Here is a 12,745-nt window from a genome sequence, read left to right on the forward strand (position 1 = left end):
TTGCCGTTGCGAAATGCGCAAATGCTGGCGCCGCAATCGCCCAAACAAAAACCTCACGCGCCGGGGGTGGCGCGTGAGGCTTTGTGCGGCGCTTGCCGCCGCTGCCGGGGCCGCCCGTGCGCGAGGGGGAACGCGCGGGCGGCTCGCCGGAAGGTCAGTCCGCCAGTTCAGGCTCCGGCGAAAGCTGGGCGCTGACGCTCATGCCCAGCGCTGCCGCCACGCCCGCGCCGTAGGCGGGATCGCAGCGGGTGGCGTTGTCGATGTGGCGCTGCTTGATGAACTCCGGCGCGTCGCCCATGGCGCGGGCGGTGTTGCCGAACAGGCGCTCCTTCTGCGCGTCGTCCATCAGGTGGAACAGCGCGCGCGGCTGGCTGTAATAGTCGTCGTCATCCTCGCGGAAGTTCCAGAAGTCCGCATCGCCCGAGACGCGCAGCGGCGGTTCGCGGAATTCGGGCTGGCCCTGCCACTGGTCGAACGAGTTCGGGTGGTAGTGCGGACGCCCGCCGTAGTTCCCGTCCACGCGGCCCTGACCGTCACGCTGGTTGTTGAATACCGGGCAGCGCGCGGCGTTGACGGGGATCTGGTGGTGATTGACGCCGAGGCGGTAGCGCTGCGCATCCGAGTAGGCGAACAGGCGCGCCTGCAGCATCTTGTCGGGCGAGACGCCGATGCCGGGGACGAGGTTGGAAGGGCTGAAGGCGCTCTGCTCCACGTCCGCGAAGAAGTTCTCCGGGTTGCGGTTCAGTTCCATCATGCCGACCTCGATCAGCGGATAGACCTTCTGCGACCAGACCTTGGTGAGATCGAAGGGGTGGAAGCCGCAGGTCTCGGCCTCGGCCTCGGGCATGATCTGGACCATGACCTTCCACTTCGGGAACTCGCCGCGCTCGATCGCTTCGTAGAGATCGCGCTGGTTGCTCTCGCGGTCACCGGCGACGACTTCGGCCGCTTCGGCATCGGTCAGGTGCGCGTGGCCCTGCTGGGTCTTGAAGTGCCACTTCACCCAGAACCGCTCACCCGCCTCGTTGTAGAAAGAGTAGGTGTGGCTGGAGAAGCCGTCCATGTGGCGGTACGACTTGGGAATGCCGCGGTCGCCCATCACGTAGGTGACCTGATGGAACGCCTCGGGCAGCAGGGTCCAGAAGTCCCAGTTGTTCGTGGCGCTGCGCATGTTGGTGCGCGGGTCGCGCTTCACCGCCTTGTTGAGATCGGCGAAGTGACGGGGATCGCGCACGAAGAAGACCGGCGTGTTGTTGCCGACCATGTCCCAGTTGCCTTCCTCGGTGTAGAACTTCACCGCGAAGCCGCGAATGTCGCGCTCAGCATCGGCCGCGCCGCGCTCGCCCGCCACGGTGGTGAAGCGGGCGAACATCTCGGTCTGCTTGCCCTTTTCCGCCAAGAACTTCGCGCGGGTGTACTTCGAGACGTCACCGGTGACGGTGAAGGTGCCGAACGCGCCCGATCCCTTGGCGTGCATGCGGCGTTCGGGAATGACTTCGCGGTTGAGGTTGGCGAGCTTCTCCAGCAGCCAGACATCCTGCATCAGCAGGGGGCCGCGCGGGCCTGCGGTCATCGAGTTGGAATTGTCGATGACGGGCGCGCCGAACTGGGTGGTCAGCGGGGTCGCGCTGTAGGGGCACTTGCCGTCTTCGGGGTTGGATCCGTGCATCGCTGGGGCTCCTTCTCGGTCATGGTCGATTTTATCCGCCCAGAGGCGTCATACCGAAGACCTATCGGAGCCCCCTGGGTCGGAGAAGCTATACGAACATCTAAGAGTAATCGAAGAAAACGATGGAACTGGGGCTCAATCTTCGGAACTCGTCGACCACACCGCTGTGCGCAGCGCGGTCAGCGAATCTATTACGCCCAGTTGCGCCTCGCGAACACCCATGATGTTGCCGGCCTGCGTGGCCGCGCGGATATCGTTGGCGAATTGCTGGAGGCGGGAGCCGGCCGGTTCCGGCAACTGGCGGCCCAGCGCCTCAATCTCTCCCGCACGCGGAGCGCCGAGACCGGCGGTCGCCTGCGTGGTGAGGCGCAGCGCACCTTCCAGATCGAGGATATCCTCGAACAGCCTTTCGTCGATGGCCGATGATGTAGCCTGCGGCCCTGCGCCTGCGTTTTCGGGCGCGCCGGAAGGCGTCGTGACTCCACCCAGCGGCTCGTCGTCGTGCTGCATATTATATGTGACCCCTGTTTTGCACCTTGCAAGTATGCCTCAGCACAATGCGCCTGTCCGCGTTCGGTTCCTTCGCTCGCCGCTTGTCTGGGGCGTTTCGTCACCCTATGGCGCACGGCTGTAGAAAAATCCGGGCTATGGGACCTTCATGACCGCTTACTCCAAGACTTCCGCGCTGATGGCGCGTGGCTGCGAATTCCTCGGCAGCGAGACTGCCATCCTGTGCGGCGCGATGTCCTGGGTGTCCGAGCGCAACCTCGTTTCGGCGATCAGCAATGCGGGCGGCTTCGGCGTGATCGCCTGCGGGGCGATGACGCCCGCGCTGCTCGATGCCGAGATCGCGGCGACCAAGGCGCTGACTGGCAAGCCGTTCGGCGTCAACCTCATCACCATGCACCCGGCGCTGTTCGAACTGATCGACGTCTGCGCCAAGCACGGCGTTACCCACGTCGTCCTCGCGGGCGGAATCCCGCCCAAGGGCAGCGTCGAGGCGATCAAGGCCAACGGGGCCAAGGTCATTTGCTTCGCGCCCACGCTGGCGCTCGGCAAGAAGCTGCTGCGTTCGGGCGCGGACGCGCTGGTGATCGAGGGCATGGAAGCGGGCGGCCACATCGGCCCTGTCTCGACCTCGGTGCTGGCGCAGGAGATCCTGCCGACGCTTGCCGCCGACAACCTTGTCTTCGTCGCGGGCGGCATCGGCCGGGGCGAGGCGATCGCCGGATATCTGGAGATGGGCGCGGCAGGCGTGCAGCTTGGCACCCGCTTCGCCTGCGCAAGCGAATCGATTGCCCATGCCGACTTCAAGAAGGCGTTCTTCCGCGCCTCCGCCCGCGATGCCGTCGCTTCGGTGCAGGTCGACCCGCGCCTGCCGGTGATCCCCGTCCGCGCGCTCAAGAACAAGGGCACCGAGGAGTTCACCGCCAAGCAGATCGAAGTCGCGCGCCTGCTCGATGCCGGTGAGGTGGACATGGGCGAGGCTCAGCTCAAGATCGAGCACTTCTGGGCCGGAGCCCTGCGCCGCGCAGTGATCGACGGCGACGTGGAGAGCGGCTCGATCATGGCGGGCCAGTCGGTCGGTATGGTCGGCAAGGAAGAGCCGGTGGCCGAGATCATCGCCGCACTCATGGCCGAGAGCGAAGCCGCCCTGACCAACCGCGTCGCGGCCTGAGGACCGGCAGCATGACCGAACCGCTGATCCTCGCGTTCTCCTGCGCCGATCGTCCGGGCATCGTCGCACGGGTGACGGGCTACCTCGCGCAGATGGGGGCCAACATCATCGAGGCGCAGCAGTTCGACGACATCGAGCAGCGCCGCTTCTTCATGCGCGTGGCGTTCGATCCGGGCGCAACCGACCGCGAGGATATCCGCGAGGGGTTCGGTCCCATCGCGCACGAATACGGCATGGCCTGGTCGATGCAGCGCCGTGACCGTCCGCGCCGCGTGCTGCTGATGGTCAGCAAGTTCGACCACTGCCTTGCCGACCTGCTCTATCGCCATCGCATCGGCGAGATCGGCATGGAGATCGTCGGCGTCGTCTCCAACCACCCGCGCGAGGCGATCAACACGCTGATGCTGGGCGACATTCCCTTCCATCACCTGCCGGTGACGAAGGCGAACAAGGCCGAGCAGGAAGCGCAGGTCCGCGCCATCGTCGACGAGACGCGCGCGGAACTGGTGGTGCTGGCGCGCTACATGCAGATCCTCTCGGACGAGATGGCGGCGTTCCTCTCGGGCCGCTGCATCAACATCCACCACTCGTTCCTGCCGGGCTTCAAGGGCGCCAAGCCCTACCACCAGGCCCACGCGCGCGGCGTGAAGATGATCGGCGCGACGGCGCATTACGTAACGGCGGACCTCGACGAAGGGCCGATCATCCATCAGGACGTGGAGCCCGTGACTCACGCCGACACGCCCGAGGACATGGTCCGCACCGGCCGCGACATCGAACGCCGCGTGCTGGCCGAAGCGGTGCGGTTGCACCTTGAGGACCGCGTCCTCATCAACGGCGCGCGCACGGTGGTTTTCAGGAGCTGAGAGGTCGTCGTCCCGGACTTGATCCGGGACCGCTGGCCAGGAACGGGCCAGTTCGCGGTGGGGTGCCTTGCACGCCGGGGCTTCGACAAGCTCAGCCTGAGCGGATTTGATAGATTTGCTCTAAATACCGCTCAGGCTGAGCTTGTCGAAGCCCCGGCGGCAGGACGCAACCTCACCACCCTTGCCCCAAGGCCCGCCATGCGCGACAACACCGGCAACCACGGGAGAGCACGGCATGCAGGTCAGCGGAATCGATCACGTCAACATCCTGACCGACGACCTCGAAGCCACCGCCAGCTTCTACGAGGCCGTGCTCGGCCTGATACGCAGCGAGAACCCCTCGATCCGCGCGGGTACGGCGGGCTACTGGATGCGCGATACCGGCGGGCTGCCGATCATCCACCTCGTTGACCGCACGACGGCGCCGGGCCGCTACGACGACTACCTGCCCGGCCAGTCCACCAATGGCTTCCACCATGTCGCGCTGCGCTGCCAGGGTTTCGAAGCGATGCGCGACAAGCTGGACGGCATGGGCATCGCCTATCGCTTCAACGACCTCACCCACATCGGCCTGCGCCAGCTGTTCCTCGCCGATCCCAACGCGGTGAACATCGAGCTGAATTTCAACGGCGATTGAGTTCCCGTCAGCTCTGGTTAGGTTGCACCCGCAACCAGCGGAGACCAGTGCCATGTGTGACGATCTTGCCCCCGAGGATTTCGCGGAAACGGGCGGTATCGACCGTCGCACCTTTGCCGTGCTCGGCATGGGCGCGGCGCTGGCGGGCTGCGGCGCGGTCGCGGCGGAAGGCGGTTCGGTGAGCGAGCGCATGGTTTCGATCACCACGACCGACGGCGTGTGCGATGCGTTCTTCGTCCATCCGGGCAAGGGCGCGCATCCCGGCATCGTCATGTGGCCGGACATCGCGGGTCTGCGCGAGGCCAAGAAGATCATGGCCCGCAACCTCGCCGCGCAGGGCTTCGCGGTGCTGGTGGTGAACCAGTACTACCGCTCCGGCCCCGCGCCGGTGATGCAGAGCTTCGCCGAGTACCGCACGCCCGAGGGGCAGGCAAAGATCGGCCCGATGCGCGCGGCGCTGACGCCCGATGCTATCACGCGCGATGCCAAGGCCTATGTCGCGTTCCTCGACACGCAGGACGCGGTGGACAGGAAGCGTGGCATCGGCAGCAACGGCTATTGCATGGGCGGGCCGTTCACCGTGCGCACGGCGGCAGCGGTGCCCGCGCGCGTCGGCGCGGCGGTGTCGCTCCACGGCGCCGGGCTGGTGACGGAAGCGGCGGACAGTCCGCACCGCGTTCTGGCGGGCACGAAGGCCAGCTTCATGTTCGCCATCGCCCGCAACGACGACGCCAAGCAACCCGATGCCAAGACCGAACTGAAGAAGGCGGCGGAAGCCGCGAAGCGCCCGGCGCAGGTCGAGGTCTATGCTGCCGACCATGGCTGGTGCGTGCCGGACTCTCCCGCCTACGATCCGGGCGAGGCGGATCGCGCATGGAAGGCGATGGTGGCGACGTTCGCGAAGTTGTGAGGGGGTGGGATACTCCTCCCTTCGTCATTGCGAGCGTAGCGAAGCAATCCAGCGTCGCACGAGCCGCTCTGGATTGCTTCGCTACGCTCGCAATGACGAACGTTAGGGGCTAGCGCCGCTCGTACCGCAACAACCCCGGCCCCAGCGTGTTCTCGCCCAGCTTGACCGCATCGCCGGACCAGTCCGCCACGAAGGCGCTGCGGCGGTCCACGCCGGGGGCGAAGCTGGCGTCGTTGCCTGCGATCAGCAGCCCGCCCGAGGGATGGTTCCGGTGCTCGGCGGCGATGGCGATGAAGGCGGAATAGTTCTCCTTGTCGCGCCCCTGCACGAACCAGTTGCCGGTGATCTCTCCGGTGGCGCCGTCGGCCATGTCGATCATGTAGTTGGTGCCGGTGCCGTGCGTATCGTCGAACCAGCAGTTGACGATGGCGGTGCGCGCCGCGCGGCTCTTGGCGTAGTGGCCGCCGGTGCCCGCCTCGAAGCGGCTGCGCGTCACCGTCAGCGCACCGTAGTTGCCGATGTAGATCGAGTGCGCGCAGCCCGCGCCCTCGCAGGTGCCCAGCCGGGTGAAGGTGGACTTGTCGATGGCGATGGTGCCCTCGGGATCGTCGCCGGAGAGGATGCCCTGTTCGCTGTCGCGGAACCAGCTCTGGCCGACGGCAAGGTCGCCGTGCTCCAGCCGGATGCCTGCGCCGTTGCGGTCGGAGACGCGGATGTTGGCGAAGACCAGCCCCTCTATCCGCGCCGCGTGGCCCCGCAGGACGAGGGCGGCCTTGCCCTCGCATGCTACGCCGTCGAGGATCGACTGGCCGGGCACGGCGGCCTGGTAGGTCACGTCGCCGCGATCCTGCACCGCGCAGTCGGCGAAGCGCATCGAGGCGAGGCGGATGGTCCCGCGCTTGCCGCCGATGGCATCCACCGCATCCTGCAACCGGCTGTAGCTGCGCCCGGTTTCAACTACGGTGTACGGCCCGTCGGGCGCGGATGTGGCGGGAGCGGACATGGCAGCGAGCAGGGTGGTGAGCGGCAGCGCGAGTCGGGAAAGGCGGATCATCGCCGCAGGTTAGGGGGAGGCGGCAACTGACAGGTTAACGTCAGTCCCGCTGACCCCAGCGCCACTTCCACCCGCCCTGCGTGCGTCGCGCCACCGCGATGAGAAAGCACGCCGTCACCACGATGAACAGCGCGAGGGCCAGCGCCCGTCCGCCCGGCATCCCGGACCTGTCGAGCAAGGCGATGCCCGCAAGCGTGCCGAGATAGCTCGCCATCAGGAACCAGCCCTGCCACGCGATCGGCAGGCCCGCGCCGTAGCCGTAGCGCTTCGGCGGGAACCAGTCTCCGCGCTCGAACAGCTTATGAAGCATCGTCCGTCTCCTTCGGTGGGCGGCCGCGTTTGGCGGGCTCGCCGCTCTCCACCTTGACGCCGCGCCGGGCGAGGGCCTCGCGCAGCAGCACTTCGACCTGTGCGTTCACCGAGCGGAAGTCGGCCGCCGCCGCCCGCTCCAGCGCTGCGTAGAGCGCCGGATCGAGACGGAGCGCGAAGGCCTTCTTGCCGGGGGACGCCATGGGACCGCTTACGAGTAGAGCGTGCCGGTGTTGACGACGGGCTGGGTGTCACGCTCGCCGCACAGGACGACCATGAGGTTCGACACCATCGCCGCGCGGCGCTCGTCGTCGAGTTCGACAACGTTCTTTTCCGACAGCTGGGCGAGGGCCATCTCGACCATAGAGACGGCGCCTTCCACCAGCTTGCGACGCGCGCCGATCACGGCTTCGGCCTGCTGGCGGCGCAGCATGGCCCCGGCGATCTCGGGCGCGTAGGCGAGGTGGGTGAGGCCGCACTCGTCCACGGTCAGGCCCGCCACCTGCAGGCGCGCGATCAGTTCGGTGCGCAGTTCGGCGTTCACCTGCTCGTGGCTGCCGCGCAGGGTGATCTCGGCGTCCTCGACATCGTCGTAGGCATAGCGCGAGCCGATGGAGCGCACTGCGGCCTCGATCTGCACGTTCACGAAGGCCTTGTAGTCGTCCACGTCGTAAAGCGCCTGCGCGGTGTCGGCCACGCGCCACACCACGTTGGTGGCGATCTCGATCGGGTTGCCGCGCAGGTCGTTCACCTTGAGCTTTTCGGAGACCACGTTGTTGGAGCGGACCGAGATCTTGGTCTTGCCCATCCACGGCCAGACCCAGCGCAGACCGGCGGTGCGGTCGGTGCCCTTGTAGCTGCCGAACAGCGTGATCGCGGCGGCCTGGTTGGGCTGGATCATGTAGAAGCCGCAAAGGATCAGCACGTTCATGATGATCGCGGGAATGATGAAGGCCAGGAAGCCGAGGATCGTGCCCTCGCTCGGATCGCCGCTCGACGCGAGCGTGATGACGCAGAATACGATCGCAGCGGTCAGCATCAGGAAGATCAGGAGCATCAGGTAGCCGCTCTGGGTGGAGGCGGTGCTCTCCCGGCTGGCGTTGATGGGCAGATGCGAATCGGACATCGGTGGCACCCCTCTAAAAGTGATATCACTTTAATATCGAATTGAGGTGGGCGGTCAAGAGTGAGCGCATTCCTCCCCGAGCTTGTCTCGGGGAGGGGGACCGCCGCCGCAGGCGGTGGTGGAGGGGGAAAATCCGGCAAATCCCCCTCCGTCAGCCCTGACGGGCTGCCACCTCCCCGAGACGAGCTCGGGGAGGAATGGGTTGAAGCTGGAGCGATTTGATCGTATCTAGGCCTCTGCGGGCCGGGCCCCTCTGGCGCGGCGTGAACGGGATTTGTCCCGCACGCCTCGTGATGTCGGACCGCATCGGGTGATCCCGGTGCAGGTTCAGCATTGATTCATTACGCAACCACAGCGCCGCTCATCCGATCGAACCACAACCCGTTCGATAGGGATACGACGATGACCGACCGCATGTTCCGCCTGCTTGAGCTGCACCAGAAGCTCGACGCCGCGATCCGCCGCACCAGGGCGAGCCGCTTTGCCGATCCGATGGAGATCGCCCGGCTGACCAGAAGGAAGCTCCGACTGAGGGAAAGGCTGGCGCGCCTGCTGCCGCAGCAGCCCGCCCTGAGCCTGTAACCCTTCCGTTTCCCTCCGGATTCGATCCAGTTCCCGTCAATCGTCATTGCGAGCGTAGCGAAGCAATTCAGCGGCACATCCTGCCGTCTGTGGATCGCCACGGCCATACGGGCCTCGCGATGACGAAGGCGGGCACGATCGGTCCGGCCTTCTGGATGTGAACCCATGGAATTTCTCTTCGCGGACTGGCTGGGCACGCCTGCCTGGTTCTGGCTGGCCTTCGCCGGCGTGGTCCTTCTCCTCACCGCCTTCGACCTTGGCGTCCTGCACAAGGACGACAAGGAGATGGGCATCGCCGAATCGCTGAAGCTCTCGGTCTTCTACATCGGCATCGCCATGGCCTTCGGCGCGTGGATCTGGTGGGCCAAGGGATCGGCCCCGGCGATCGACTACTACACGGGCTACTTCATCGAGAAGGCGCTCTCGATCGACAACGTCTTCGTGATCTCGATGATCTTCGGCTACTTCGCCGTCTCGCCCAAGTACCAGTACCGGGCGTTGCTGTGGGGCATCCTTGCGGTGATCGTGCTGCGCGGACTGATGATCGCGGGCGGCGCGGCGCTGGTCGCCCATGCCTACTGGGTGATGTACCTGTTCGCCGGGTTCCTGATCTTCACCGGCATCAAGATGCTGTTCACCAGCGACCATGACCCGGACATCGGCAACAACGCGGCGATCCGCTGGATCTCGCGCCACATGCGCGTGACCAAGGTCCACCATGCCGAGCACTTCTTCGTGAAGGAGCCTAACGCCAACGGGCGCCTGGTCTGGGCGGCGACGCCGCTGTTCCTGGCGCTGGTGGTCATCAACCTGGCCGATCTGGTCTTCGCCATCGATTCGGTGCCGGCGATCTTCTCGATCACGACCGACACCTTCATCGTCTACACCTCGAACATCATGGCGATCCTCGGCCTGCGCGCGCTCTACTTCGCGCTGGCGGCGATGGTGCACCGCTTCCACTACCTGAAGTATGCGCTGGCGCTGGTGCTGGTGTTCATCGGCGGCAAGATCCTGATCGCGGATTTCGCCCTTGGCGGCGCCAAGTTCCCGCCGCTGCTCAGCCTTGGTGTGACGCTGGCGCTGATCGCGGGCGGCGTGTTCTGGTCCTTGTGGAAGACGCGGGGCGAGGGGCCGATCGTCGCGGAAGAATTGCCGCACTGATCCCTCGTTCTTGATGATGCGCGCGGGGCGGCAATAAGCAGGTGCGCCGCCCCCGCCATGCCGCTACGAGGCGGCGGATGAGCACCACCGCCGAAGCCCTTGCCCCGGAGGCACAGCCCGCGAGGTCGGGCCCAGACTGGGCGCCGCGTCATCTGCTGGCGTTGCTGGCGGCCAACGTCGCGCTGGCGCTGGGGGCATGGCTGGTCCGTCTGGCCGATACCGGCCCGGTCGCCGCCGGGTTCTGGCGGCTGACCCTCGCGCTGCCGGTGCTGGTGCTCCTCGCCGCGCGCGAGCCTGCGGAGCAGCGCCGTATGCCGCGCGGCGTCGTGGCGCTGGTGCTGGGCGCGGGCGTGTTCTTCGCGCTCGACCTTGCCGCATGGCACTTCGGCATCGTGCGGACCAAGGTGGGCAACGCCTCGCTCTTCGGCAATTCGGGCAGCCTGATCGTGATGGTCTGGGGCCTTGCCACCGCTCACCGCGCGCCGCGCGCGCTGGAGATCGGCGCGGTGCTGTTCGCGCTCGTCGGCGCGGGCCTGCTGATGGGCGGGTCGCTGGAGATCAGCCGCACCAACCTTGTCGGAGACCTGTTCTGCCTGCTGGGCGGCGCATTCTACGCGGTCTACATCATCATGCTGAACGGTGTGCGGCAGGGGCGCGGCTCGTACTCGCTGCTGGCCGTCTCCACCACCGCCAGCGCGCCGACCATGCTGGTTGTCGCGGTGCTGCTGGGCGAAGTCGTCATGCCGCACGACTGGACGCCGCTGGTCGCGCTGGCGCTGTCGAGCCAGCTGATCGGGCAGGGCTTCCTGATCTATTCGCTGCGGCACTTCACCCCGCTCATCATCGGCCTTGCGCTGATGGCGCAACCCGCGCTGGCGGCGACGGTGGGCTGGCTGGCCTTCGGCGAGACGCTGAGCGCGATCGACGTCGTCGGCATGGTGCTGCTCGCCGTCGCGCTGACGATGGCGCGTGCCTCCGACCGGCCTGCAAAGGGATAACGACGATGGCGCGACTGATCCTGTTCAACAAGCCTTACGACGTGCTCTCGCAGTTCACCGACCTCAAGTCGCCGAGCCCGCGCGCCACGCTGTCGGACTTCGTGAAGGTGCCGGGCGTCTACCCCGCCGGACGGCTGGACCGCGACAGTGAGGGGCTGCTGCTGCTGACCGACGACGGGCGGCTGCAGGCGCGCATCGCCGATCCGCGCTTCAAGATCGCCAAGACCTACCGCGTGCAGGTAGAAGGCGAGCCTGATGCCGCCGCGCTGGAGGCGCTGCGCAAGGGTGTGGTGCTGAACGACGGCCCGACGCGCCCTGCCGAGGCGCGGCGGATCGACGATCCGGACCTGTGGCCGCGCAACCCGCCTGTGCGTTTTCGCAAGACGGTGCCGGACTGCTGGATCGAACTTTCCATCCGCGAAGGGCGCAACCGGCAGGTCCGCCGCATGACCGCCGCCGTCGGCCATCCGACGCTGCGCCTCGTGCGCTGGCGCATCGGCGACTGGTCGCTCGACGGGATCGCACCGGGAGAATGGCGCGAAGTGGCGGTGTGATCCGCCTGCGCCTACATGGGCGGTAAGGAGGCCTGTCCCATGTCCGATAGCAGAATCGTCGTCTGTCCCACCTGCACCACCGCGAACCGCGTTCCGGTGGAGCGGCTGGGCGCGGGCGGCAAGTGCGGGAAGTGCAAGTCTGAGCTGTTTGCGGGCGAGCCGGTGAAGCTCACCGCCGCCAACTTCGATGCCCATGCGACGAAGAGCGACATCCCGCTGCTGGTGGACTTCTGGGCCGCATGGTGCGGGCCGTGCCGCCAGATGGCCCCGGCCTTCGCGGCGGCAGCGGCGCAGCTCGAGCCCGAGATGCGCCTCGGCAAGCTCGACACCGAGGCCGAGCAGGCCATCGCCGCGCGCTATGGCATCCAGTCGATCCCGACGATGATCCTCATCCGCAAGGGCCGCGAAATCGCGCGCAAGTCCGGCGCGATGCCACCCGCCGCGATCGTTGCCTGGGCAAGGCAGGCGGCTGCGGGCGGGTAATTTACAGTCGTCATTGCGAGCGTAGCGAAGCAATCCAGAGGCGAGCGGTACCGCTGGATTGCTTCGCTACGCTCGCAATGACGAAGTGCCGTTGGCGATCACGCTCAGGCCCCGCGATGGACGGCATTTAACTTCCCGTGCTATATGTGATTCACATAGTCACGCGGCATGGAGTTCGAATTCGACCCCGCCAAGGACGACGCCAACCGCGCGAAGCACGGGCTGGGACTGGCGTTCGGGATGCGGGTTTTCGACGATCCGAGGCATGAAGTCCTGCCCTCGTTCCGTCCTGTCGATGGAGAAGACAGGTACAAGGCGGTCGGTTTGGTGGATGGCAGGCTTTTCACGCTGATCTATGTCTGGCGAGACGAGCGGATCAGGCTGATTTCGGTACGACGGAGCAACACCGGTGAACAAAGAGACTATGATCGCCATTCCGGCTGATCCCAACGACCCGGAAGACTTTCCCGTCAGCGTCGCCGGGCTCGAGCGCGCGAATATGGGCCGCCGCTTTCGCATCCTGCGGCACCATCTCGGCATGACGCAGGTGGAGTTCGCCGATGCGTTCGGCATTCCCGTCGCCAACCTCCGCCAGTACGAACTCGCCCGGCACATGCCTCCGCCCGCCGTGCGCGCCTATCTCACGGTGATCGAGGCGGAGCCGGAGATGGTGCGCCGGGTGATGGCGCAGGCCGCCGCGAAGGCAGCGGCCTGACGC

The 12,745-nt window shown here is 66.6% G+C and carries 17 protein-coding genes; 11 read left to right on the forward strand and 6 right to left on the reverse strand.

The window, feature by feature from the left end; genetic code table 11:
* Positions 1-154: 154 nt before the first annotated feature.
* Positions 155-1,669: a catalase gene (locus LO787_RS21180; protein WP_276574170.1), complete on the reverse strand. Its 1,515-nt coding sequence runs from the start codon at positions 1,667-1,669 to the stop codon at positions 155-157.
* 135 nt (positions 1,670-1,804) lie between these two features.
* Positions 1,805-2,179, reverse strand: coding sequence for a hypothetical protein (locus tag LO787_RS21185; protein ID WP_232492959.1), 375 nt, complete (start codon positions 2,177-2,179; stop codon positions 1,805-1,807).
* A 148-nt stretch (positions 2,180-2,327) separates the two neighbouring features.
* On the opposite strand from LO787_RS21185, the gene LO787_RS21190 reads away from it, so the two are divergent.
* From LO787_RS21190 to LO787_RS21205, 4 genes are all read left to right on the forward strand, one after another.
* On the forward strand, positions 2,328-3,347 hold the full coding sequence (locus tag LO787_RS21190) for an NAD(P)H-dependent flavin oxidoreductase (RefSeq protein WP_232492960.1): 1,020 nt from the start codon (positions 2,328-2,330) through the stop codon (positions 3,345-3,347).
* A gap of 11 nt (positions 3,348-3,358) precedes the next feature.
* The gene (gene purU, locus LO787_RS21195) at positions 3,359-4,213 is read left to right on the forward strand and encodes a formyltetrahydrofolate deformylase (RefSeq protein WP_232492961.1); all 855 of its coding nucleotides are present in this window, start codon (positions 3,359-3,361) and stop codon (positions 4,211-4,213) included.
* A gap of 235 nt (positions 4,214-4,448) precedes the next feature.
* Positions 4,449-4,850 carry a VOC family protein gene (locus tag LO787_RS21200; protein ID WP_232492962.1) on the forward strand — a complete coding sequence of 134 codons (402 nt, stop codon included), beginning with the start codon at positions 4,449-4,451 and terminating at the stop codon, positions 4,848-4,850.
* 52 nt (positions 4,851-4,902) lie between these two features.
* Positions 4,903-5,760, forward strand: coding sequence for a dienelactone hydrolase family protein (locus LO787_RS21205; RefSeq protein WP_232492963.1), 858 nt, complete (start codon positions 4,903-4,905; stop codon positions 5,758-5,760).
* A 109-nt stretch (positions 5,761-5,869) separates the two neighbouring features.
* On the opposite strand, the gene LO787_RS21210 is transcribed toward LO787_RS21205, so the two are convergent.
* From LO787_RS21210 to LO787_RS21225, 4 genes are read right to left on the reverse strand one after another with little or no spacing between them, the layout of a single operon-like run.
* Positions 5,870-6,814: a right-handed parallel beta-helix repeat-containing protein gene (locus LO787_RS21210; RefSeq protein ID WP_232492964.1), complete on the reverse strand. Its 945-nt coding sequence runs from the start codon at positions 6,812-6,814 to the stop codon at positions 5,870-5,872.
* Positions 6,815-6,854: 40 nt separating this feature from the next.
* Positions 6,855-7,124, reverse strand: coding sequence for a hypothetical protein (locus LO787_RS21215; RefSeq protein WP_232492965.1), 270 nt, complete (start codon positions 7,122-7,124; stop codon positions 6,855-6,857).
* Complete coding sequence (locus LO787_RS21220) at positions 7,114-7,326, reverse strand: type II toxin-antitoxin system antitoxin (RefSeq protein ID WP_232492966.1); 213 nt, start codon at positions 7,324-7,326, stop codon at positions 7,114-7,116. The genes LO787_RS21215 and LO787_RS21220 overlap by 11 nt, the downstream gene beginning before the upstream one ends.
* Before the next feature lie 8 nt (positions 7,327-7,334).
* Complete coding sequence (locus LO787_RS21225) at positions 7,335-8,249, reverse strand: SPFH domain-containing protein (RefSeq protein ID WP_232492967.1); 915 nt, start codon at positions 8,247-8,249, stop codon at positions 7,335-7,337.
* 402 nt (positions 8,250-8,651) lie between these two features.
* On the opposite strand from LO787_RS21225, the gene LO787_RS21230 reads away from it, so the two are divergent.
* The 7 genes from LO787_RS21230 to LO787_RS21260 all read left to right on the forward strand — a co-directional run bounded on the left by LO787_RS21230 (position 8,652) and on the right by LO787_RS21260 (position 12,742).
* Positions 8,652-8,831 (forward strand): DUF465 domain-containing protein, encoded by a 180-nt coding sequence (locus tag LO787_RS21230; RefSeq protein ID WP_232492968.1) that lies wholly within the window; start codon positions 8,652-8,654, stop codon positions 8,829-8,831.
* A gap of 165 nt (positions 8,832-8,996) precedes the next feature.
* Positions 8,997-9,992 carry a TerC family protein gene (locus LO787_RS21235; RefSeq protein WP_232492969.1) on the forward strand — a complete coding sequence of 332 codons (996 nt, stop codon included), beginning with the start codon at positions 8,997-8,999 and terminating at the stop codon, positions 9,990-9,992.
* 77 nt (positions 9,993-10,069) lie between these two features.
* Complete coding sequence (locus LO787_RS21240; RefSeq protein WP_232492970.1) at positions 10,070-10,990, forward strand: DMT family transporter; 921 nt, start codon at positions 10,070-10,072, stop codon at positions 10,988-10,990.
* Between the two features lie 5 nt (positions 10,991-10,995).
* Positions 10,996-11,544, forward strand: coding sequence for a pseudouridine synthase (locus tag LO787_RS21245; RefSeq protein WP_232492971.1), 549 nt, complete (start codon positions 10,996-10,998; stop codon positions 11,542-11,544).
* 39 nt (positions 11,545-11,583) lie between these two features.
* Positions 11,584-12,027 carry a thioredoxin TrxC gene (gene trxC / locus LO787_RS21250; RefSeq protein ID WP_232492972.1) on the forward strand — a complete coding sequence of 148 codons (444 nt, stop codon included), beginning with the start codon at positions 11,584-11,586 and terminating at the stop codon, positions 12,025-12,027.
* Between the two features lie 168 nt (positions 12,028-12,195).
* Positions 12,196-12,471 carry a BrnT family toxin gene (locus LO787_RS21255; RefSeq protein ID WP_232492973.1) on the forward strand — a complete coding sequence of 92 codons (276 nt, stop codon included), beginning with the start codon at positions 12,196-12,198 and terminating at the stop codon, positions 12,469-12,471.
* Positions 12,437-12,742: a helix-turn-helix domain-containing protein gene (locus LO787_RS21260; RefSeq protein WP_232492974.1), complete on the forward strand. Its 306-nt coding sequence runs from the start codon at positions 12,437-12,439 to the stop codon at positions 12,740-12,742. Before LO787_RS21255 ends, LO787_RS21260 begins: the two co-directional genes overlap by 35 nt.
* The last annotated feature ends 3 nt before the right edge of the window (positions 12,743-12,745 follow it).

The sequence above is a fragment of the Novosphingobium kaempferiae genome (assembly GCF_021227995.1).
GTDB classification, from domain to species: domain Bacteria; phylum Pseudomonadota; class Alphaproteobacteria; order Sphingomonadales; family Sphingomonadaceae; genus Novosphingobium; species Novosphingobium kaempferiae.